General features: G+C 54.9%; 25 protein-coding genes. 8 read left to right on the top strand and 17 right to left on the bottom strand.

What is annotated here, in order from left to right; translation table 11 throughout:
* Positions 1 to 183 precede the first annotated feature (183 nt).
* The 14 genes from E7Z62_01515 to E7Z62_01450 all read right to left on the bottom strand — a co-directional run bounded on the left by E7Z62_01515 (position 184) and on the right by E7Z62_01450 (position 11,784).
* Positions 184 to 531 carry a hypothetical protein gene (locus E7Z62_01515; protein ID MBE6521800.1) on the bottom strand — a complete coding sequence of 116 codons (348 nt, stop codon included), beginning with the start codon at positions 529 to 531 and terminating at the stop codon, positions 184 to 186.
* Positions 528 to 1,154: a hypothetical protein gene (locus E7Z62_01510; protein MBE6521799.1), complete on the bottom strand. Its 627-nt coding sequence runs from the start codon at positions 1,152 to 1,154 to the stop codon at positions 528 to 530. Before E7Z62_01510 ends, E7Z62_01515 begins: the two co-directional genes overlap by 4 nt.
* Positions 1,135 to 1,878 (bottom strand): hypothetical protein, encoded by a 744-nt coding sequence (locus E7Z62_01505; protein MBE6521798.1) that lies wholly within the window; start codon positions 1,876 to 1,878, stop codon positions 1,135 to 1,137. The genes E7Z62_01510 and E7Z62_01505 overlap by 20 nt, the downstream gene beginning before the upstream one ends.
* A gap of 75 nt (positions 1,879 to 1,953) precedes the next feature.
* Positions 1,954 to 2,145 (bottom strand): hypothetical protein, encoded by a 192-nt coding sequence (locus E7Z62_01500; GenBank protein MBE6521797.1) that lies wholly within the window; start codon positions 2,143 to 2,145, stop codon positions 1,954 to 1,956.
* Positions 2,142 to 2,438 (bottom strand): hypothetical protein, encoded by a 297-nt coding sequence (locus tag E7Z62_01495; GenBank protein ID MBE6521796.1) that lies wholly within the window; start codon positions 2,436 to 2,438, stop codon positions 2,142 to 2,144. Before E7Z62_01495 ends, E7Z62_01500 begins: the two co-directional genes overlap by 4 nt.
* The gene (locus tag E7Z62_01490; GenBank protein MBE6521795.1) at positions 2,423 to 2,881 is read right to left on the bottom strand and encodes a hypothetical protein; all 459 of its coding nucleotides are present in this window, start codon (positions 2,879 to 2,881) and stop codon (positions 2,423 to 2,425) included. The genes E7Z62_01495 and E7Z62_01490 overlap by 16 nt, the downstream gene beginning before the upstream one ends.
* A 2-nt stretch (positions 2,882 to 2,883) precedes the next feature.
* On the bottom strand, positions 2,884 to 4,227 hold the full coding sequence (locus E7Z62_01485; protein ID MBE6521794.1) for a hypothetical protein: 1,344 nt from the start codon (positions 4,225 to 4,227) through the stop codon (positions 2,884 to 2,886).
* Entirely contained in the window at positions 4,217 to 5,965 is a 1,749-nt protein-coding gene (locus E7Z62_01480) for a hypothetical protein (GenBank protein ID MBE6521793.1), read from the bottom strand. Before E7Z62_01480 ends, E7Z62_01485 begins: the two co-directional genes overlap by 11 nt.
* A 4-nt stretch (positions 5,966 to 5,969) precedes the next feature.
* Entirely contained in the window at positions 5,970 to 7,439 is a 1,470-nt protein-coding gene (locus tag E7Z62_01475; protein MBE6521792.1) for a hypothetical protein, read from the bottom strand.
* 24 nt (positions 7,440 to 7,463) lie between these two features.
* Positions 7,464 to 7,709: a hypothetical protein gene (locus E7Z62_01470; protein ID MBE6521791.1), complete on the bottom strand. Its 246-nt coding sequence runs from the start codon at positions 7,707 to 7,709 to the stop codon at positions 7,464 to 7,466.
* A 142-nt stretch (positions 7,710 to 7,851) separates the two neighbouring features.
* Positions 7,852 to 10,167 (bottom strand): hypothetical protein, encoded by a 2,316-nt coding sequence (locus E7Z62_01465; protein MBE6521790.1) that lies wholly within the window; start codon positions 10,165 to 10,167, stop codon positions 7,852 to 7,854.
* Between the two features lie 6 nt (positions 10,168 to 10,173).
* On the bottom strand, positions 10,174 to 10,929 hold the full coding sequence (locus tag E7Z62_01460) for a hypothetical protein (protein MBE6521789.1): 756 nt from the start codon (positions 10,927 to 10,929) through the stop codon (positions 10,174 to 10,176).
* Positions 10,930 to 11,197: 268 nt separating this feature from the next.
* Positions 11,198 to 11,407 carry a hypothetical protein gene (locus E7Z62_01455; protein MBE6521788.1) on the bottom strand — a complete coding sequence of 70 codons (210 nt, stop codon included), beginning with the start codon at positions 11,405 to 11,407 and terminating at the stop codon, positions 11,198 to 11,200.
* A gap of 5 nt (positions 11,408 to 11,412) precedes the next feature.
* Complete coding sequence (locus E7Z62_01450; protein ID MBE6521787.1) at positions 11,413 to 11,784, bottom strand: hypothetical protein; 372 nt, start codon at positions 11,782 to 11,784, stop codon at positions 11,413 to 11,415.
* Positions 11,785 to 12,118: 334 nt separating this feature from the next.
* Here E7Z62_01450 and E7Z62_01445 point away from each other — a divergent pair, with 334 nt between their 5' ends.
* From E7Z62_01445 to E7Z62_01420, 6 genes are all read left to right on the top strand, one after another.
* Complete coding sequence (locus E7Z62_01445; GenBank protein MBE6521786.1) at positions 12,119 to 13,021, top strand: TerC/Alx family metal homeostasis membrane protein; 903 nt, start codon at positions 12,119 to 12,121, stop codon at positions 13,019 to 13,021.
* Between the two features lie 213 nt (positions 13,022 to 13,234).
* A complete protein-coding gene (locus tag E7Z62_01440; GenBank protein MBE6521785.1) occupies positions 13,235 to 14,554 on the top strand; it encodes an ammonium transporter in 1,320 nt (439 codons plus the stop codon).
* Between the two features lie 9 nt (positions 14,555 to 14,563).
* Positions 14,564 to 14,941, top strand: coding sequence for a P-II family nitrogen regulator (locus E7Z62_01435; protein MBE6521784.1), 378 nt, complete (start codon positions 14,564 to 14,566; stop codon positions 14,939 to 14,941).
* 108 nt (positions 14,942 to 15,049) lie between these two features.
* Positions 15,050 to 15,760 (top strand): hypothetical protein, encoded by a 711-nt coding sequence (locus E7Z62_01430; GenBank protein ID MBE6521783.1) that lies wholly within the window; start codon positions 15,050 to 15,052, stop codon positions 15,758 to 15,760.
* Positions 15,757 to 16,986, top strand: coding sequence for a hypothetical protein (locus E7Z62_01425; protein ID MBE6521782.1), 1,230 nt, complete (start codon positions 15,757 to 15,759; stop codon positions 16,984 to 16,986). The genes E7Z62_01430 and E7Z62_01425 overlap by 4 nt, the downstream gene beginning before the upstream one ends.
* 40 nt (positions 16,987 to 17,026) lie before the next feature.
* Entirely contained in the window at positions 17,027 to 17,866 is an 840-nt protein-coding gene (locus E7Z62_01420) for a DUF2099 family protein (protein ID MBE6521781.1), read from the top strand.
* Here the strand turns inward: E7Z62_01420 and E7Z62_01415 are convergent, their stop codons facing one another.
* Both E7Z62_01415 and E7Z62_01410 read right to left on the bottom strand, forming a co-directional pair.
* Entirely contained in the window at positions 17,867 to 18,106 is a 240-nt protein-coding gene (locus E7Z62_01415; GenBank protein MBE6521780.1) for an NADAR family protein, read from the bottom strand.
* Positions 18,107 to 18,298: a hypothetical protein gene (locus E7Z62_01410; protein ID MBE6521779.1), complete on the bottom strand. Its 192-nt coding sequence runs from the start codon at positions 18,296 to 18,298 to the stop codon at positions 18,107 to 18,109.
* Between the two features lie 125 nt (positions 18,299 to 18,423).
* Here E7Z62_01410 and E7Z62_01405 point away from each other — a divergent pair, with 125 nt between their 5' ends.
* Positions 18,424 to 19,068, top strand: coding sequence for a phosphoesterase (locus tag E7Z62_01405; GenBank protein ID MBE6521778.1), 645 nt, complete (start codon positions 18,424 to 18,426; stop codon positions 19,066 to 19,068).
* Positions 19,069 to 19,092: 24 nt separating this feature from the next.
* On the opposite strand, the gene E7Z62_01400 is transcribed toward E7Z62_01405, so the two are convergent.
* Positions 19,093 to 19,569: a GNAT family N-acetyltransferase gene (locus tag E7Z62_01400; GenBank protein ID MBE6521777.1), complete on the bottom strand. Its 477-nt coding sequence runs from the start codon at positions 19,567 to 19,569 to the stop codon at positions 19,093 to 19,095.
* A 125-nt stretch (positions 19,570 to 19,694) separates the two neighbouring features.
* Between E7Z62_01400 and E7Z62_01395 the strand changes: the two genes are divergently transcribed.
* Positions 19,695 to 19,928, top strand: coding sequence for a hypothetical protein (locus E7Z62_01395; protein ID MBE6521776.1), 234 nt, complete (start codon positions 19,695 to 19,697; stop codon positions 19,926 to 19,928).
* Positions 19,929 to 20,001: the final 73 nt, after the last annotated feature.

The following is a 20,001-nucleotide window of genomic DNA, read 5'->3' as shown; positions in this document are numbered from 1 at the left end:
GGTGCCCAACGGCACGCTCGGCCTGTTTGTCGCCCGTCCCCTTCGCTTCGCTCGGGGCCGCGGCCTTCGCTTGCGCTTCGGCCGGGCGACCCCGTAGGGATAGGGGGTGGGTTCCGTGGTAGTCATATGGGCGGCTTCGCCGCCGTTGGGGAACAGCGGTGCGGATGGCCGCTGCCCCCGACCTCATTGCATAGGCCCCACCTCCTCCCTATCATCCATCGTCGGATGGGTGAGGTCGACGATCGACACTATGTCGTTGCCGAGCCATGAGCCGTAATGGGACACCCTGTCCAGATGCTCCGCCTTGGATACGGCGGCAGACATCATGCGTTCCCTTCCGATGGATTCCATGAATCTCACCACCGGATGGTCCTCGAGACCGAGGAACCTGAACGGGAACAGCCACTCGAAGTACTGCCTGGAGTCCCTCGGTTCGGCGAGGGAGATCTCCGGTGGAAGGGGTACGTGTGCGGAAGCTCTCATCGAGAGCATCCTGTCCGTCTCCTGGTCCGTCGTGATGCTGACGCTCATATCACCACGTCCCTGAACATGTGGCTGTTGCGGTAGGTCCACCATGGGACCTTCTGAACCGCGACGCAGTCCTCGAACCTCGGGAAGTAGCACCAGGCACGCCTGTCGACCTTCGGGAATCTGGCGTTGGCCACGTCGATCCAGAAGTTGGCAGATGCCTGCGACTGCCTGAACTCGGGCCTCTCGAACTGCAGGTCCTCCTGATGCATGTACTTGCACATGACGACCGCATCCTGGCTGCGCAGGAAGGCTATGTCCGTATCGGCGAGGTTCTGGGTGGTGATGCACACCACGATGCTCTTGTGGCTGATGATGGACAGCCATCCCTGGAGATCGGTCCTTTTGGACGAGCCTCTGGACTGGAAGATCCTGTTCACATCCTCGATGACGACTATCGCGTTCACCGGGATGTCCGAGGTCTTCTCCACCAAGGTGTACCCCGGGAAGATGCTGACATCGTAGGTCAGGGTGTCCAGCATGTACTTCGGACGGTCCGGCCAGCACATCGCTATCAGGCTGTGGAGGGAGCAGGACTTGCCCTGCTTCCCGCTGCCCACGGCGATGATTATGCCGTGCTCCATGTCGCGGATGTAGTCGATGGCCTTACTCCTCTGGACGGTCATCCCTCGCACCCCCGCTGTCGACAGGCCCCTCTGCGGTCCTGTCCTTCGAGTAGTCGGGCTTGATCAGCCCTGCGGCGGAACCGATGTCGTCGAGGATCCCCTTCAGGAAGCTCCTCGCATACGCCAGACCTATGGCTGTGCCCCTGTCCTTGATCTGGTTGTTCTCCATCAGGACCTCCTCGGTCAGATTGCTGAACCTGGTGTAGCCCTGTTCCCTGGTGAACACCAGCAGAGCGTTGAGCTCGTGCACCCAGCCGTAATCGATGTCGCCGTTGTCGGTATCGATCGATTTGGCCAGATACACGTCGCTGAAGAGCGGCGTGTGGTAGGTCACGTTGTTCCCGGACTGCCTGAAGAACCTGAACATCCTCTCGGGCACGAACACCACCCTGATCCCGTGGGTCTCAGGTTCGAGGGCGATGACAATCTTCCCGTTGGGACGGTAGAGTATCTTCGATGCCCAGGATCCGAGGATCCAACCGATGATGGGCGCAAGGGCGATGGGCCAGTATTCCTGGACCACCTCCTTGATCGCTTCGGGGCCGTACACGAAATAGCACACGGCCGTGACGATACCGATGGCGACCGCCAGCAGGAGGATCCTGCGGACCAGTATACCGAAGACCGAAGGCATGCGCCTCCTGGCCGTATCTGGTATGGGTTGGGGGTCCTCCGAGAGCTGCTCCTCCTCGTATCTTTCATAGGCGCCTTCCTCAGACGACATCGCGGACCTCCGTATCCATCTTCATGATGTGGTACCTGAACGACCTCATGAACACCCAGGCGGTGACGGCGACCATCAGAACGCATAGTACGATGTTGACGGTCTCACCCCCGAGTAGAACAGCATGCCTCCGAAGAAGGCCAGTATCCCTCCGACGGTCAGGAAGGACAGGGTCTCCGGTATCCCCAGGACGTCGCTAAGATAGGGCGACAGCCATGAGGATGCCAGGAATAACCCGGCCCCTATGATCATGCGGATGAAGTTCATGGGAAGGGCCTCCTGCACTCGCAATCCGAGATCTCCGAGTAGAACGCCAGGTAGATGACGATGCACTCCAGGGCGCAGACGAAGAACAGGATGAACCCCGCCATCAGCCAGAAGACGGTGGGGTCGGTGGGGATGCTGTCCACCACCGCCCTCGCGACAGTGTTCCCTGTTGCGTCGCTCAGAAGGGAGCCGAGGGATTCCCCGGTCCCCAGGGTCACGACCAGATCGAGGATGAAGCTGGCGTTCAGGAGCCCTGCCAGAAGCGGGACCCAGAAGATCATCTTCTTTCCCATCTGCGCTCCTCCTCGTTCCAGTAGTGGTTCCTGGTGTTCTGGATGATCGGAGTCTCGAGATACTCCCTGTTCAGACCGTGGTTGGCCCTCAGGTAGTTGACGATGTACCTCAGGATGAGGACCATCATCACGATGAACCCGAAGATGATCAGTATCTGGGCCGCCTCCTGGCTGATGCCGAGGGTGGAGGCCACCACGTTGGATGCGCCCCCGTTAAGGAACAGGTAGGTGAACCCTCCGACGATGGCCACCTTCGCGGCGTTGCCCCAGGTGATGATTGTCTTCGCTCCCGCCTGGACAGCCTCTCCCGCCACTTTCGTGACGGTCTGGACGTTCTTGACGCCGTTGGCCGTCCAGGTCTTGGTCCATGTGGCCGTGGCGGTGGAGCCTCCCTTTCCGAAGAGGTTCGAGACCGCCTTGGCCAGACTGCTCCAGGCTGACATGGTCAGTACATCCTCCTTGATCTGATGTACAGGATGGCTAGCACGATCAACACGAGGATGATGATGCACAGGACGAGGTTCTTCTCGACGAAATCCTTGATCTGGTCGATGACATCATTCACATCATCGCCTGAACCGCTTTCCGCCGCATTCCAGATTGCCTTGACGGTCACATCGCCTGTGAGCTGAACGGACTGTCCGGGCTGATAGACCTGGAGTCCGCATGCCCATCCTCCGAATGTGCAGTCCTCCTTCGTTCCGTCGTATTCGGGGAAGGTGAACATGCCTCCGGACTGGATGTTCATCGCAGCTATGGGTTTGGATCCGCCGTCGACGTTGAATGTGACGACGATCTCGGAGACCACAGGAGCAGTGGACCTCCAGACGGCCTTGAACACGATGTCGGAAGACACGGTGAAAGGCTGTCCGGGCTGATAGGTGGTGCTGTTGCATGACCATCCGCCGAAGGCATAGCCTTCCTTCGTTCCGGTGTATCCGGGAAGGGTGATCTGGGTTCCGCTCTCCACGTTGATCATGGGAACGGTGGTGGATCCTCCGTCGACGTTGAATGTCACCGTGCGGTAGACCGTCTCGGGGACCTGCGACCATACCGCAGTCAGGGTGATATCCTGGGTGACGGGGGTGTCGAAGCTGTATGCGCGGCTTCCAAGGAACCATACCGAGAATACATATCCGTCCCTGGTAGGGTTCGCGGGAGCGGTTGCGGTCATACCGTCCTGGACCGTCTGAGCCTGGACGGGGGATCCTCCGTTGGAATCGAAGGTCACGGTGTGCGTTGCAGCAGGAGCCTGGACGGGAGTCCACTTGGCGTACAGGGTCATCGACCTTGTGATGCCTGCGGTCCAGTCCATGGCGTTCTCGAATGTGGCTTCGCAATACCAACCGTCGAAGGTATATCCATCTCTGATGGGATCCGCAGGTCTGGTGGCCGTTGCGTTGTAGGAATCCATCTGGATCTCGGAGACGGCAGAACCGCCGTTGCTGTTAAAGGTCAGCTTGGGGTATCCCATGACCTGGACCTTGTAGATCTCAGTGGTCGTTCCCTGTGTGTTGGTGGTGGTCTGAGTGACGAAGTATGTCCCCACTGCGGCATATGTGTGCCTGGGGTTCCATTCGTTTGAATGCTCAGTGTTGTCGCCGAAATCCCAGTCGATGGTCTGGGCGTCGGCTCCGTCGAATACGAACTGGAGGGTGTAGGAGTAGAATTCCCCGTAATCCCTCGTTATCTCTGGATCGGCATCGACTTCCGAGCCGACCAGAGAGAAGGCCCCCACGATGAAAGCGAGGGCCATGGCTGCTGCTAGGATTCTGTTGTCAAACTGCATAGATGATCGCACCTCCTGTGGGAGATGATTCGAAATTCAGAGCGGACAGGACGGTGATCGAGAAGGTCTTGGTCGCCGATGTGTAGCCCGACTTCGAGAATGTGAGGGTCACGTTGTAAGTGCCCGGACTGGTGGGTGTTCCGGATACGTTGGTCCCGTTGGCAGAGAGCCATGAGGCTCCACTTATCGAGACCGAGCATCCGCTGACGGAAACGGTGGGCTTGAAGCTCCACGCGGAACCAACGACACCGTAGGTATCGGGGGTCCCGGAGACGGTTATGGTGGACTGCTTCCAGACCGCATAGAGCTGGGTGGACCCGTAGCTGAAGCTGTAGGCCGTTCCAGCCTGGTAGCTCGCCGATGTCGCCGATGATGAAGTTGACCATCCGAGGAACGTGTATCCAGATCTGGTCGGCACCGTCGATGACAACGTTATCGACTTGCTGGTGGTGGAAGCCGTCGCGGTGGTGTTCGATGGGGCACCGGATCCGCCGTTCGCGTTGTACTTGATGGTGTACTGGTAGCTGTAGGTGGTGGTCGATCCCATCTCCTCCGCCGGATAGTACTTGGCGGTCTTGGTCACGGTGACGGAGTCCCCGAGGCTGGTGCCGTAGAGGGAAGACGCCATGTTGTAGCATCCGGAATCGTAGCTCACGGTGTACGTGTAGTTGGTTCCCGATCCCGTCTCGTCCTGTGCCCCGTACCAGTCGACGTCGAACCTAGTTCCCGATTCAACGGTGTAGGACTTGCTGCTCGCGGTGACCACGTCTGTATCCACTCCGAGGACATGGAAGCTTTCCCAGTTCCCTTTATAGACGGTAATGGTGTAGGTGGTTACCTTCTCCTGCCAGACCGCATACAGCGTCTTCGATCCGTTGTAGGATACGGAGATGGAGCTGCCACCCTGGTATGAGGCGCTGGTAGCCGATGACGATGTGGACCATCCGAGGAAGTCGTATCCCGACCTAGTGGGGGTCGTAGACGAGACGGTGAACGAATGGTTGCTAGTGCTCGTTCCAGAATAGGACTGGGTGCTGGGTACTCCCGATCCGCCGTTAGCGTTGTAGTACAGATAGCATGTGTACTGAGTCGCAGCACTTCCGGTAACGGTGACGGTGAACTTGTAATCATAATCGGTGGTGATCACATAGGTACCTGCCGTGGTTGGAGAACCGACCGCCTTGACGAACGGTACACCAGCATTGATGAACGAAGACAATGTGACTCCAGGGATGGATCCCGTGAAGTCGTCTCCGGGTCCGAGGACCTTGTTGATGGAGTCCCCGACGTTCCACGAGTAGGACTGCTCCGTATAGCTGGACGACGAGGCGTTCACGGCGTAGATCGTAATGGTCTTCACAGTGGAGACGTTACCGTTGGAGTTCTCGCGTACGAGTCCGACGGAGATCGTTCCCGCCTTAGAAATGGTTCCGGAGACGGACCCGCTGCCTTTGGAGAGGCCGTATCCCGATGTCACGGTGTTCGGATAATAGGAATAGTTTCCGCTGGATCCGAGGGTTATGCTGACCGTTCCCCCTACCTTCACGTAGTACGAGTTGTTCGAGTCAGTGTTGAACTGGGCCCCGTTGGCGCTCAGAGAATCGAGGGGGCTGGACGAGGTTCCGTGGTTGGAGATCGCGTCCGCCTCCTCGGAGTTCTCCGAAATCATGACGCAGGCCGAGGCCATGAGTATGGCCAAGGCCGCGAACATGAACAGTCTCATGCTCTTGGTGATCATCGTATCACACGGCGTAGATGACCGCTCCGCCGGTGGGTGCGGATGTGAAGATCAGCTGGCTGTACAGGTTGACGGTTACCTCCTTGGTCGCGGTCTGTCCCGCGGCGGATGTTGCCGTCAGGGTCACTGTGAGGTCCTCTCCTGGGGAATATCCCATGACGCGGAGCTCCCTGTTGACGATGCTGCATGAGAGGCCGGGGACTTCTGTGGAAGCTGTGAGCTGGTTGGTGGATCCTCCGGACATGGTGTAGGCGGAGGTCTTGGAGCTTGTACCGCAGACCCCGTTGAGGACGTCATCACCTGAGATAGCTAGGGTGTCCTCGACGTTGACGAAGAAGTACGCGGACCTGGTCTGGCCGTATGCCGTATGACAGGTGACCTCGACCATCTGGTTGAGACCGGGCTGGTCGGAGTTCACGATCTTCAGGACGCCGTCCTCGACGGACGCTCCTGAGAAGTCCTCTACGGACCAGGTCTTCGCCGATGTCTCGGGGGTTGTGATCTGGAGGGTCTTCTCGACGGGATTGTTCCTGTAGGTCAGGATGTTGGAGTCGCTGGAGAGCGTGAGCTGGGGCTCGGACTGGATGGTGATCTGCTTGGTTGCAGTCTGGGAAGGTCCGTGGCTGGAGGTTCCCGTGATGGTTATGGTGGTGGACTTCACTTCGGAAGAGGATCCGTTGACGACTCCGGTGCTGGAGTTCAGAGTGAATCCGGTGGGAAGGGTGCCGCTGGTGACCGCCCAAGTGACTCCGATGTCCTCGGAATTGGTTATGCCTGCGGAAGAGACCACGGTCCCATAGGAAGTGATTGTCTCTGCGGCTCCTCCGACAATCTTGGAATATACGGTGAATGAGACCGCGAGGTTCTTGGTCTCTCCTCCGGGAGCCGTGGCTGTCAGATAGACTGTCTGAAGGCCAGTGGCCGTAGGGGTTCCTGTGACCTTTCCGTTGCTCAGGCTGAGGCCTGCCGGAAGGGTCTTACCGGACTGGACCGTCCATGTGACTGTACCCATTCCGGATGTTCCGGTGGGGGTGAAGTTGATGTTGCTGCCTTTGATTATGTCGTTGATGGTTCCGGAGACCGAGAGTCCGCCAACCACTGTGAATGTCACGTACTGGTAGGCGGTCTGGGAGACCGGAGAGGTCATGCTGGCCTGGATGACCACGTTGTACTTCGTTCCGGCAGTGGCGTTGCTGGGGATGTTCACTGTGACGGTCTTTCCGCTAACCGATCCGACGTTTCCGTCGTTGACCTTCAGGGAGACCGTGAGGTACTGTGTGAGATCGCTCGGGAAGTCAGGGGTGTATGTCCACCTGTAGCCGGGAGCGATGTTGATGTTCGTGGGCGTTCCGTATGTTGCGCTGAGATCTTCGCCTATAGCGTCGGACTCATGGGATTCCGCAAGGATGCAGAAACCTGCCATCGCCATGACGAGGACTGCGAACAATGCGGTCGCCTTGATGTTGCTAAACATTGTTTCAACTCGTTTGTTCCGGCCTTAGATACGGCGGCCGGGACCGTTGTTCGAATGTGTATGCTTAGGGATGGCCAGAGCTACCGCTGAGACCATCATAAGACCGTAGAGTAGGAGAGGAAGCCAGTACGATTCCAGGAACATGGGGAAGTCCAGTCCGGAGACGTAGGATACGTCCGAGGAATCGCTGGTGAGGTACGAAATTCCAAGGTCGATGCCCACCCAGGCCAGGGCGGATGCAATCGCAGGGATTATCGCAGGGAGAACCATCGATAGCAGCCTCCTTTGAGCCTGGACCTGATTACCAGTGCGGTACCGAACGCCCCCACTGCTGAGAGCGCCCAGAACCACGGGTCGTCGAGAGCGTTGGCCAGAACGTCCCATACCGTTGTGACCGGGATGACAACGTCTGTCATCTGTACTGCCTCCTGCGGAGGTACCTGCCGATAAGCGAAGGTTTCTGGATCGGGGTCTTGATGTCCCTGAGGATGAAGACCGCAATAGCCGAGACCGAGATGATGAAGAAGATCGCCATGACCACCATGTAGTCGTGCTTCTCCTCCACCAGGTCCTGGACCTCGTCGCCCCTTACCGTGACCTTCACCGTCTTGGAGACGGATGTGCCGTTGTCGTGATGGACGGTGACCTTCAGATCGAAGACGCCCTTCTCGGTGGGTTCAGCCCTGAGGGTGGAACCGTCCCTCACGGTGACGAAATCGGCCGCGGGGCCGGAGACCGTGACGATGTCGCCCTCCTCCACCGTGAGGATGACGTCCAGCCTCTCTCCGACGACCATCTGGAAATCGGTGAGCTCCAGGACGTAGACGTCCTCGTGAGGGATGACGTTGATCGACACCATGTCCGACTTGGAGGTCTCGGATACATTGTTGACTGCCTTGCAGACCACGGTGTACCTTCCCTCCCTGTCGTAGGTGTAGGCGTTGCCCTGCTCGGGGATGCCGTCGCCGTTGAAGTCGAAGGAGTAGAACGATGCGTTCTGTCCCTTGAAAAGGGCCACCACTGTGTAACCGTCGTCGCTGAGGACCAGATCGAAATCGACCACCGGCGCGGAGGTCTCCCTGGGATACACATGGATGCTCCATGAGTCGTCTCCGAGGTTGACCCCGAAGGATTCGCCCACGAAGACGTCGCCGGGGGTTCCGGAGACCATCCTGTACGTTTTTCCATCCAGTGTCGAAGTGATCACGCTGAACGGGGCGCCGTCCTCGATGCTGACCTCGTCATCGGATTCGATGATGAAGCTGTACGGTATCCCGACCCAAGCCGCCTCGCGGTGATAGTTGTCCAGGCAGATGACCGACACGTCCTCCGATACAAAGAATCCGTCGAATCCCGCCAGGGTGCATTTCACCGTGTAGCTGCCGGATGCGGGGAACTCGTACAGTGCCGTGGGGGATGATGTGGCGAATACCACTCCCTCGTAGGACCAGATTATGTTCGATGCATTGGCGTATCCGGAGATCACGAAGTCGTAGACCCTAGGCTCCGTTGCCCTCGGAGTCGCCGTTATTGTTCCCATCACCGGCGCTGGGGCGGATGCCTGTCTCTCGTTGACCTTCACGAATACGGTGTTGCTGACATCAACGTATCCTTCCAGACTAGCCCTGTAGGTAATCGCATAGGTCCCCTTCCCATCGAACGTCCCTGCTATGGACCTTCCGTTGACCTGCAGCCCAGTATCGGATACGAGGTTGCCGTCCTTGGTCACCGAGACCAGTGTGATCTCGGCGTTGGTGGGATTGGTCACCGGGGTGTAGGAGAAGAAATCCCCTTCGGTGAGGACGTACTCTATAGGCTTGACGATGGTTATCGGCACCTTGACGGTGACGACGGATTCGCCTGTGATGTATCCCGTGTAGGATGCGTTCAGCTGTATGAAGTACGTTCCCGGATCCACTCCGGTCATATCGAGGATGAGGTCGTGGCCTTCAATCTTGATATTATCTATAGGAAGACCTCCGGCCGATCCTATGGATACCGCAGCGGATGAGGGGCTGGTGTGGATCGGGAGCGAGGCCGACTGGCCGCTAGTTACTGTGGCAGTGGCATCGTTGATCTGCACCGCGTTCCTCTTCCAGACCGCATGCAGGGTGACGTCCCTGGTGGCGTTGTACGAGGATACCCCCTCGTCTGCAGTCTCGGACTCGCTCCATCCCATGAATGCGTATGCACCGCTGGAATGGACGGCCTGAGGTAGCGAAGCGAAGGATCCCTCGGGGATCTGCTCGGACCATGTCTGATGGCCGTTCACCAGTCCGATCCCAGCATCGTATGTGATGGTGTAGACCGGGTTGGTGTTGACTGCGAAGATCCTCAGGGTGAAGTCCGTGTAGACGACGCCCATCTGGGAGTGGTTGACCTCGACCTCGATTAGCCCTTCCTTGGAGATGGTACCGGAAACCTTGCTGCCGTTGAAGGACAGCCCGTATCCGGAGGTCACCGATCCGGGGTTGTAGTAGGTCAGAGCCGACCACGAGTTATCCTTGTGGTATCCGCTAACGATGCTTACATCGCTTCCCACAGCCACATAGTATGTCCTGTCGGAGTCCTCCTTCAGGATGTAGCAGTCGTACGAGAACCCGGTCAATGGGTGGTTCGAGGTGCCGTGCTCATCGACAGCGTCGGAATCGTCCGCGAGGAATGCGACCGAGGTCATCACCACGAGGAGGGCCATAGCTATCGCTGCCACACATCTGATTCCGACCATCCCTGCTCACTCCCTTCTGGTGCCGTACTCCCTTCTGGGGGCGTTCTTCCAGTCGCGGTTGTAGTGCTTGAAGACCATGTGGGGATTGTCGTGGATCACCTTGGTGACCGCATCCTTGTCCTCCTGGGAGGACTCCTTGTTGGTGAGTACCCTCAGGAAATACGAGGCGGTACGGGTCTGATTCTTGTTCTGGAAGGCTATTCCGAAGAACTTCTTCTCCTTGGGGGACATCTTCGCGTAGTCCTCCTTGGACTTCCAGAACCTGGACCAGAACCTCCTGTTCCTCAGCTCGGGGTCAGCTGCCTCTGCAGCCTTCCTTGCCTTATAGGCCTCCACCTGCTTGTCAGTAGCGAGGCGGTCCCTGTTGAGGTTCATGAAATCCTTCGCATTCTGGCGGGTCTCCGCCGGGGTGTCCGGATTGTCGATGATGCTCTCCAGGTACATCCTCCTCCTGAGAGGGGTGCCCATGTTGCTGACCGCCTTGGAGATCTCCTCGACGGAGCGTACCTCGGCGATGGGCCTTCTGGTCTTCCTTCCCCCGAAGAAGGATCTCCTTCCCATGATGGACGGATCGAGGTCGATCTGCTCCTGGGTGAGGAACTTCTCAGGGTGTGCGCTCATGTACGCAGCCACGGCATCCTTGTTGACGACAGGGGAATCCCTGTTGGCAAGGACCTTGTGGGCGTACTTCGTGGCCTTGACGCGATCCATGGAACCGAAAATATCGTCCACTTCTCCGGGCCTGAAATATCTGTTTGCCATTGTTGACACCTTCTTTATTCGCTCTGCTTGGTGCCCCTGCAGAGAAGGGGTTTGCCGCGGACGGTCCGTATGTCCGAGGGGATGCGGTCGACCGGCCTGAGAAAACAAGCCGAAAAAGCAGACCGGAAGACCATGACCTCACCACCCGACAAAGGACGCAGGAAGAAAACGAGCGGTTCGGTCTGAGGCTGCAAACTCATTCAAAACAGCCTGGAGGATGGAAACATCCCCTCTTTGGACCGGACCGTCCGCAGCGATCTTCACCAGTTCAGATGCCCCTCGTCCAGACACACTTCTTCTCGAGTCTGGTGTATCTCGTTCCGACACGTTCCGATATCACTATGCGGGTCACATCCCCGGTTTCCTTGTGTACTTCCATGAGACGTTTCGCGATCTCGAGGGTATCGGCCTGCAGGCGTCTCTTAGAAACGTTGTTCTTGGAGTCCGTCCTGAATATGTCCACGACGAAGGGCCTCATGTGGATCAGACCTTGTACTTCGCGATGATCCTCTTGGCCTCATCGACGTTGTTGTCGGTCCTGTCTCCGTCCCTGGTGGGTGCTCCCTCGACTGCCTTCGCGACGACCTTGAGCCAATCGCTGAGCTCGAGGAGGACCTTGGGATCCGCGGGGAGAGAACTGTATCTCTTGTTGTTCGCAACCGAGATTCCTGCGGTGTAGGGTCCGTACTCTTTCTTCGCCTCGTCGTAGAACGAACTCATGCTCACGGTGATCATGAGAGGCCCTCTCCTGAACTCCATGACGTTGTCCCTCATGGGAGGGTGCTCGTTCCTGATGGGCTGTGCTGCTGTTCCGAATGTCTGTATGACATCATTTCCTATGTTACCAATTGCCATTTCTGATTCCTCGCAATTCGTTGATTTAAGAGGTTTAACACCAAAATCTAACGAATACGGGACGGATCGGATTGCAAAATGAATCTAAGAGTTGTAGTTTTCTGCAAGTCATGGCGTAGAGAGGTTGCTTAGCAACTTTCCCAGACCCTCCAAGATGGCGAATCACACATCTCGGCTGGGTCGGGACGTTCTGCATCACGTCCTCCACGCCATTCTCCTACCGCTTATGATTTTCAGAAACGAAACCCGTCTGCATTCGATTGATTGATATTGTAATAGGATTATTCACCCCATTACACAAGACAGTGGGGACCGTAGTCGAATGGATAACGAAATGATGGCTTGGATTGTTTTCATAATCATAGCACTCGTTTTGGTTGTCCTCGATCTGATCCTCCATCGCAAACCCGAGCACATACCGATGAAGAGGGCCCTCAAGGAAACGATGATATGGATCCTCGCAGCAGCGGGTTACGGCATATTCATCTTCATCACTTTTGGAAACGACAAGGGACTGGAATTCATCACCGCATACATCATGGAAGAATCGATGAGCATAGACAACCTGTTCGTGTTCATCATAATCTTCAGTCTCTTCTCCATACCAGACGAATACCAGCACAAGGCATTGTTCTATGGGATATTCGGAGCGGTGATATTCCGTCTGCTGTTCATGCTCATAGGCGTAGAATTGATGAAATTCCATTTCGTTATGTACATATTCGGAGCGCTCCTTGCCTATGCGGCCTTGAAAACGTTATTCGCCAAAGAAGAGGAAGAAGGAAAGAGCAAGATAGCTGAATTCATGAGCAAACATCTGAAGACCTCTCCAACACTGGATGGTAACAAATTCTTCACAAAAATAGACGGAAAGAAGGTCGCAACCCCTCTGCTCCTATGTGTGATCGTGATAGAATTCTCAGATCTGGTCTTCGCTCTGGACTCCATCCCCGCCGTATTAGCACTTTCAAACGATCTGCTCGTCATCTACACATCGAACATATTCGCCATCCTCGGACTAAGGTCGCTGTACTTCGCCATCAAGGGGGGATTGAGTTCCCTGAAGTATCTGAAGTACGGTCTGGGAATCATCCTCATGTTCATAGCCGCGAAACTTCTTCTTGTCGATTTCATCGAGGTCCCCATCATCGCATCCTTGGCCTTCATCGTCGGGGTGCTCCTCATCACGATCGTAGCTTCGCTGATGTCCAAAGACAAGGCTCCGACGGCCCAATAAACCGGCGTTCTCCGGACGTTCCGCCGGAAAAAGCGGTTTTACAAACTTCTGTCCAATCTGTCCAATCGGTAAAGAAAAGTGTCCGATTCCGAACATTGCGATTTTCCGCCAGTGCGACATAAAACTACCTAATTTTTGGTTATCTGGACACGTTCTAAATATCATGAAAAAACGTGTGGTAAGCATTGCCGAATCGAAGCAGGAAGGTATAGAATGGAAAAGAAGATGGCAATGATCCTGATGATTGCGGCCGTAGCGGCCGTATCGATTCTAGTATGTGTAACGCCGGGTTCTGACGCATCCGTGGATCCCGAAGATGAGACTGCAGGAGGCAGCATCTCGTGGATGCTAGTGAGTTCGAGCCTCGTCCTCCTGATGATCCCCGGACTAATCCTGTTCTACGGAGGGCTTCTCCGTAAGCAGAGCATGTCTGCGATGATCGCCCAATCCATGGGCGGTGCAGCAGTCGTTGGTCTGCTATGGGTGGTTTGCGGCTATTCTCTGGCGTTCGGAGGAGACGGCACCTTCGGCGATTTCTCCAGATTGTTCATGGATGGAGCCATAGACACCGCATCCGGCGGAAACATCTCAGAACTTGAATTCGCGATGTATCAGATGATGTTCGCGATGATCGCCCCATGCCTGTTCCTGGGAGCATGTGCGGAACGTATGAGGTTCCAAGCTGTCATAGCATACATGGCCGCGTGGTCCATCCTTATCTACGCACCTCTGGTCCATTTTGTTTGGGATGGCGGATTCTCCAGCATGTTCGGCGACTGGTTCCAAGGCCTGGACTTCGCAGGAGGTATAGCAATCCATCTTGCGGCCGCTATGGCCGGGGTGGTAGCGGTCAGATTCCTTGGACCGAGAAAGGAGCACATCCGCAAGCTCCCGTCCCATAACATCCCGATGGTATTCCTAGGAACAGGGATACTCGTGGTCGGATGGATGGGCTTCAACGGAGGAGGGTTCGGAACAGCGGACTCATACACAATCCATGCGGTCATCAACACCATAGTCGCTTGGTTAGGCAGTACCGTCACCTGGATGATCATCCAGTATTCGATGTACGGACGCGTCAGCACCGTCGGAATATGCACTGGTCTGCTGGCAGGCCTCGTTGCGATCACCCCCTGTGCAGGATACGTCGGGATACCTGCGTCCATATTCCTCGGGATATGCGGTTCCGTCGTGGGATACTACGCCATCAGCTATTTCCACAGCCTTAAGAAATTCGATGACGCCCTGGATGTGTTCGCACTGCACGGGTGCGTGACGATGTTCGGACTCTTAGCCCTCGGATTCCTGGCCGATCCGGCCGTTGTCGGAGAGGAGGCCGAAGGGCTGATATACGGAGGTTTCTCGCTCCTGGCCAGTCAGATAGTCATGGTGCTGTTCACAGTTGTGTACAGCTCGGCCATATCATACGTGATCCTGAAGGTGATATCACTCTTCATCCGTGTAAGTGTGACGCCTGAGGAACAGGACATGGGGCAGGATATCATAGAACACGGAGAACGTGCATATCAGTGAGGTGATGACATGAAGATGATAATTGCAATTGTGCGTCCCGAGAAGGCCCAGGATGTCAAGGATGCGATCCATGAGGCGGGATTCAACGGCATGACGATCACCCATGTTACCGGGCGCGGAAGACAGGCAGGTCTGAAGTTCGCCAACAGGTACGGGGAATTCGTCGTCGACGAGATAGAGAAGACGAAGTTCGAGATCGTGGTAGATGATAAGGATGTCAAAGCTGTGATCGACTCCGTATGCAAGACGGCAACCACAGGGAACCACGGGGACGGAAAGATAATCGTCCTGCCCGTGGAAGAGACATACACGATAAGCGATTTCGGTAAACTAGGGCCTGAGGGAAGTGACGATAAGGCCCCTGAGGAAGATCCCGCCAGCCCTTGAGATTCAACCTATTCCCCGGCCGAATGCCGGGCCCTTCCATTCGTAAAGACGGTTTAATCTGGTCAATAACTACCATACAATTATCTATGCACACTAAGCTCTCAAAGCGTGCTCTACTGGATTCCCGCTCTTGCGATAGCGCTGCTAGCTATCTTTGGTGTTTTCAGGATTTCCAGAGAATACGTTGAAGAATCCTATTCTCCGATACCGATCATCATCTCGCTGACAGTCGGCATAATCTGCTCGATGGCAGTCTCGTGTACTTTCGATGGACTGCTCTCGCCTGTGGTCCTCGGAACTCAGTTGGCGACCGTGGGCATGGGCGTCTTGCTCATCATCCTTTCAGTGGCAGGCGGTGTCAAAACGAACCTTCCAGGCATCGTGATGGGGCTTCTCGTCTCGGTACCAATCGTGATGATACTGATCGACCGGGCACCATATTACTGGATGACTGCAGTGGCTTCGATCGCCACCGTGGCCACGCTTCTATTCTGGAAAAAGGAGAACATCCAGCTCATCCTGGTTGAGACCGATGCCAGGAAGGTTCTGCCTGCCCCTGCTTTGATCGCGATCGCCACTGTCTCCTTGTGTCTGACAGTCTTGCTGTTCTGTACAGGATGCATGATTGCGATCGTGGAAGAATTCGCTCACCTCTCGGTATTCATAGGCTGGAGCTTGATGCTCATAATCATGGAAACCGCGATCACACTTTTCGTGGCGAAACGGATCTCTTTGAATAATGCAATAGCCCTTACCGTATACATCTGCGCATTGGATCTGTTCCTGGGCTTCTTAACATCGGTGGTGATGTGGGCATGAACACCGGAATTGCGATCAAAATAGCAATCCTTGCAGCCGTATCGGCGACAGTGATCATCTTGGCGATGATGACTGCCGTCCCTGAGGGGGAAGAGTCCTTCCCTGCTATACATATCGATACCGAGAACGGATCCGAAATCGTATCCAAAGAGGATTACATCGCATGCACAGTGGACCTTCTGGGTGATAGCCAGGAACTTTATGATGAACCTGCGAAGATCAAAGGACGCGGGAATACAACTTGGGAGTCCCCCAAGAAACCGTACAGCCTGAAGTTCGAATCCAAGACAGATGTACTGGGGATGAACGCTGCCAAGAAATGGGTACTGGTATGCAATTACTTCGACCAGAGCCTGTCCAGGAACTATCTGGCCTCATTGGTGGCCGACACACTTGACTGCAGCTCCAACATGGATTGCAGATTCGTTCATCTATACATCAACGGAGAATACCGCGGCTTGTATCTTCTGAGCGAAAAGATAGAGATCGGGAAGAACCGTGTCGACGTCAAGGACCCCGAGGGCCATATCGCATTCATAGTCGAGATGGACGTCCGTGCATCTGAGAAGGGCGTTGAGGGTACGGACTATTTCCTTGTGAATAAGATGCCTTACACAGTAAAGGATCCGGACTGTACCCCTGGACAGGTGGACGCGATCAAGAACGACATGCAATCCGCTTGGAAAGGGATAACATCAGGGAACTGGAACGAGGTGGAGAAATACATCGATCCGGAATCCTTCGCTTCCTCCTACATACTTCATGAGCTTTTCAGCAACGAGGACGTGGGCATATCGAGCTTCTATCTGTACATGGCAGAGGACAGCAAGCTGTACAGCGGACCTGCATGGGATCTGGACAGGACCGCCGGAAACGGGAACAGGTACTACTCACTTCTTCCCAACCACATGTATGCAGCGGAGACCAACATTTGGTACAGCGAACTATTGGAGTATCCGGAATTCAGAGAAATCGTGGCATCGAAGCTTTCAGAGTCGACCGATCTCATAAGGAAGAGCCTTGACGAAGGGAAAGCGTTCATCCTTGACCACAAGGGAGACTTCTACAAGAACTTCAACAGATGGAGCGTGATCGGCACCGTGTTGTCCGGATTGCCAGAACAGGCCGTCATCATGCACTGGGAGGAGCACGTGGATCTGGTGCTGGATGCTCTGGACAAGAAGCTGAATGCCATGACTGAGGTTTACTCTAATTCTCTAAGCTGACCTTCTTAAATACATACAGATCGCTCTAACGTCCGGTACTATGTCTGGGAATGGCGATAGACATGTTTTTGATGCTTTGGGGATGACGCGCATAGTCATAGAGAACGGAAAGGTCGTGGAAGTCGGCGAACCCGAGCTCAAGTACTGTCCCCTGTTCAAGAAACTGGTCGGCATGCAGGATATATCGCCTGAGAAGATCCGTGAGAACATAGAATTCCGCATCAGGGATTTCGGTTTCTGCACCGAGAACCGTGTGGTCCGTGCAAAGGACTACGTCACATTCGGTGTCTCTGAAATCCTGAGCACAGCTCTGGAGAAGCACCAGCTGGACGCCTGCGTCATAGCCGCGGACGGATGCGGGACCGCCATCATCACTGAACCTGCATTGCTGCAGGGTATGTGCGGAAGGATCTCCGGCCTGGTCGAGACATCCCCTCTCCAGGTAGTGTTGGATGCCATCGGCAGAGACAATGTCCTGGATCCGGAAACCGTGCCTCTGAACATGGTCAAAGGGGCCGATCTTGCCCATGAGAAGGGATACAAGAGATTCTCCGTAACAGTAGCGATCCCCGACGATGCGGTGACCATCCGTGAGAAGTATGGAGACAGCGTCGTGATAGTCGGTGTCCACACAAGCCATTCCACTTGCGACGGTGCCAAGAAGATGTTCGACAACTGCGATATGATCACCGCATGTGCCTCAGGACGCATAAGGGCGGAGGCCGAGAAGAGGGACGTATTGGTCGCGGGCAACAAGATTCAGATCTTCGGCGTGACCGATATCGGAAAGAAACTCGTGCTAGAGAAGCTGGAATCGATAGGTAAGAAACCATATCAGGGGGAGCCCAAGGATGAGCCCAGACCCCTGATGATGTATTGATCAAGCACCCTGTTGGGATAATCTGTCTCTGACCTTCATTAGGACTTTGCCAAGATTGTTCTCGCCTACTCCATCGACGATACCCCAATATGTGTCGCCGCAGGTGTTATTGTACTCCAGCTCTGCATCCCCAGTAGCCAGGAGCTTGTTGGCCAGATCGGGATACTGAAGGAACTTCTGCATCTGTACGTCCTCCATTACAGATATCCTCTGTTCCTCCCAACCGGGACGCGGAACCATCTAATCCGCGTAGACTCTGACCCTGGCAGGGTCAAGACCTGCGAAACGGGCACCATCCTCCCTATCAGCACATCTCTGAGACTGGTATGCGGCCTCGCTGTTCAGGAACTTCATTCCGTCATATTCAATGCCTATCGGATACCACTTGTTCAAGAAAAAGTAGTCTCCCCAGAATCTTTCGATCTTTTCCATATGAAACTCTCCTCTTTGGATGTATCATCCAAAATATTGACTACTCAATATAAAAATGTAGATTCTTCAGTAATCCGTTTACGCTTTCGGACAGAAATTAAGTATGAATCCGACAATTCAGGACCATGAAATTTCTATTGATCACCGATCTGCACCAGCACCACTCTGCGATGGGGTGGATCAACGAGGAGATCGAACAGTACAAGGTCGATTTCGTCATCCATCTCGGAGATGTCACCGACATGGGAACATCCGAGGATGCCGTAGAATTGCTGTCCAAGATTAAGGCGAAAGTTTACGTCATCCCCGGAAACTGCGACCCCAGGGACATGCCTGAGAAAATCAGAGATGTCGCAACAGACCTTCACGGAAAGAAGGTCACGATCGAAGGCCATGACATCGTAGGTTTCGGAGGAGGAAACAAGAGTCCCTTCGGTACACCTTTCGAACTGGAAGACGATGAGATCTATGAGGGAATAAAGGCCAACGCTTCGGAGGGAATGATCCTGATGACGCATGCACCGTCTTACGGAATGATGGATAAAATCATGTTGGGCATGCACGTCGGATGCAAGGGAATCACAAAGATCATCGAGGAATACCACCCGATTCTGGCGATGTCCGGTCACATCCATGAAGCGATCGGATGCGAGATCAAGAACGGAACTACATTCGTGAACCCCGGACCGGCAAAGGACGGCTACAGTGCTATCGTCACGGTCGAAGGCGACAAAGTAGAAGTTCAGATGCTCCGCCACAAAGGCGCCTGAACAAACATCAAACGGTCATGGCGATCAGAGTTCTCTCGCCATGACCAATGTGTATGAATGCTCATACAGATTCTTACCTGACGGTTTGAAACCTAGCGATTCGTAGAACGCCAGCGCGTTCCTGTTATCATGATTGGCCTCAAGATAGACACGTTTGCAGCCCATCTCCCTTCCCTTGTCCATCATGAATTCCATACACTTCCTTCCCAGACCTCTTCCGCGGTATTCTGGAAGAAGGTAGATCTTGCTGATCTCCAAGCCATTGTCCTCTTTGCCTGCGGACATCAGCCCTATTGTCTTTCCGTCCTCGACAATGTAAATGAAGAAATGTCCTCTAGACATGTCCTTGCGGATCTTGTTAGGTCCGATCCAATCATCGAAGATGTTCTCTGCTCTTTCCCTCCCGCCTAAGACTATGGGTGCATACGTGTCTACCCACATGTCATGAACGAACGCCGAGGCCTCTTCGGCATCCTCTGCGGTAAGGTACTTGAACTCCATGACACTGGATTCACTATTTGTCGTAAATACTATACGATTAGTAGGAATTAGAAATACGGATACCCCCTAAGGGTATATTTTAATAGATTCTCGACATATTGATAATCAGGAAAGAAGGAATAGACATGAAAAAGAGGCAAATCGCAATAGCTGCCGTAATTGTTGCAGCAGCAATCCTGGCATCCTTCGTGTTAACGACCGGAATTGAGACTGATTCAGAACAGACGATCATCGACGTTCTAGATTCTGGACCTCACCTTACGAACGATTCCGATCATCAGCCTAGTACCGCTGTGATAATCGGAACGGTCATCCTCATAGGTGCACTGGTGATACTGGAAAGGTATCTGTCGGCTTGAGGAAACCCTCGGTTTCCTCTATGTGATCGCAGATCCCTCTGCTCTCCATCCATCAGCTCGGAGACTGAACACC

Source organism: Thermoplasmata archaeon (assembly GCA_015063285.1).
GTDB lineage: Archaea > Thermoplasmatota > Thermoplasmata > Methanomassiliicoccales > Methanomethylophilaceae > Methanoprimaticola.
The sequence above is the reverse complement of the archived record's forward strand: the minus strand, read 5'-3'. Positions and strand labels throughout refer to the sequence as shown.

What these genes read in the sequence shown, in the direction of transcription:
- E7Z62_01515 (MBE6521800.1), bottom strand. Translation starts at nt 531, where the DNA reads ATGAGCGTCAGCATCACGACGGACCAGGAGACGGACAGGATGCTCTCG.
- E7Z62_01510 (MBE6521799.1), bottom strand. Translation starts at nt 1,154, where the DNA reads ATGACCGTCCAGAGGAGTAAGGCCATCGACTACATCCGCGACATGGAG.
- E7Z62_01505 (MBE6521798.1), bottom strand. Translation starts at nt 1,878, where the DNA reads ATGTCGTCTGAGGAAGGCGCCTATGAAAGATACGAGGAGGAGCAGCTC.
- E7Z62_01500 (MBE6521797.1), bottom strand. Translation starts at nt 2,145, where the DNA reads ATGAACTTCATCCGCATGATCATAGGGGCCGGGTTATTCCTGGCATCC.
- E7Z62_01495 (MBE6521796.1), bottom strand. Translation starts at nt 2,438, where the DNA reads ATGGGAAAGAAGATGATCTTCTGGGTCCCGCTTCTGGCAGGGCTCCTG.
- E7Z62_01490 (MBE6521795.1), bottom strand. Translation starts at nt 2,881, where the DNA reads ATGTCAGCCTGGAGCAGTCTGGCCAAGGCGGTCTCGAACCTCTTCGGA.
- E7Z62_01485 (MBE6521794.1), bottom strand. Translation starts at nt 4,227, where the DNA reads ATGCAGTTTGACAACAGAATCCTAGCAGCAGCCATGGCCCTCGCTTTC.
- E7Z62_01480 (MBE6521793.1), bottom strand. Translation starts at nt 5,965, where the DNA reads ATGATCACCAAGAGCATGAGACTGTTCATGTTCGCGGCCTTGGCCATA.
- E7Z62_01475 (MBE6521792.1), bottom strand. Translation starts at nt 7,439, where the DNA reads ATGTTTAGCAACATCAAGGCGACCGCATTGTTCGCAGTCCTCGTCATG.
- E7Z62_01470 (MBE6521791.1), bottom strand. Translation starts at nt 7,709, where the DNA reads ATGGTTCTCCCTGCGATAATCCCTGCGATTGCATCCGCCCTGGCCTGG.
- E7Z62_01465 (MBE6521790.1), bottom strand. Translation starts at nt 10,167, where the DNA reads ATGGTCGGAATCAGATGTGTGGCAGCGATAGCTATGGCCCTCCTCGTG.
- E7Z62_01460 (MBE6521789.1), bottom strand. Translation starts at nt 10,929, where the DNA reads ATGGCAAACAGATATTTCAGGCCCGGAGAAGTGGACGATATTTTCGGT.
- E7Z62_01455 (MBE6521788.1), bottom strand. Translation starts at nt 11,407, where the DNA reads ATGAGGCCCTTCGTCGTGGACATATTCAGGACGGACTCCAAGAACAAC.
- E7Z62_01450 (MBE6521787.1), bottom strand. Translation starts at nt 11,784, where the DNA reads ATGGCAATTGGTAACATAGGAAATGATGTCATACAGACATTCGGAACA.
- E7Z62_01445 (MBE6521786.1), top strand. Translation starts at nt 12,119, where the DNA reads ATGATGGCTTGGATTGTTTTCATAATCATAGCACTCGTTTTGGTTGTC.
- E7Z62_01440 (MBE6521785.1), top strand. Translation starts at nt 13,235, where the DNA reads ATGGAAAAGAAGATGGCAATGATCCTGATGATTGCGGCCGTAGCGGCC.
- E7Z62_01435 (MBE6521784.1), top strand. Translation starts at nt 14,564, where the DNA reads ATGAAGATGATAATTGCAATTGTGCGTCCCGAGAAGGCCCAGGATGTC.
- E7Z62_01425 (MBE6521782.1), top strand. Translation starts at nt 15,757, where the DNA reads ATGAACACCGGAATTGCGATCAAAATAGCAATCCTTGCAGCCGTATCG.
- E7Z62_01420 (MBE6521781.1), top strand. Translation starts at nt 17,027, where the DNA reads ATGTCTGGGAATGGCGATAGACATGTTTTTGATGCTTTGGGGATGACG.
- E7Z62_01415 (MBE6521780.1), bottom strand. Translation starts at nt 18,106, where the DNA reads ATGGTTCCGCGTCCCGGTTGGGAGGAACAGAGGATATCTGTAATGGAG.
- E7Z62_01410 (MBE6521779.1), bottom strand. Translation starts at nt 18,298, where the DNA reads ATGGAAAAGATCGAAAGATTCTGGGGAGACTACTTTTTCTTGAACAAG.
- E7Z62_01405 (MBE6521778.1), top strand. Translation starts at nt 18,424, where the DNA reads ATGAAATTTCTATTGATCACCGATCTGCACCAGCACCACTCTGCGATG.
- E7Z62_01400 (MBE6521777.1), bottom strand. Translation starts at nt 19,569, where the DNA reads ATGGAGTTCAAGTACCTTACCGCAGAGGATGCCGAAGAGGCCTCGGCG.
- E7Z62_01395 (MBE6521776.1), top strand. Translation starts at nt 19,695, where the DNA reads ATGAAAAAGAGGCAAATCGCAATAGCTGCCGTAATTGTTGCAGCAGCA.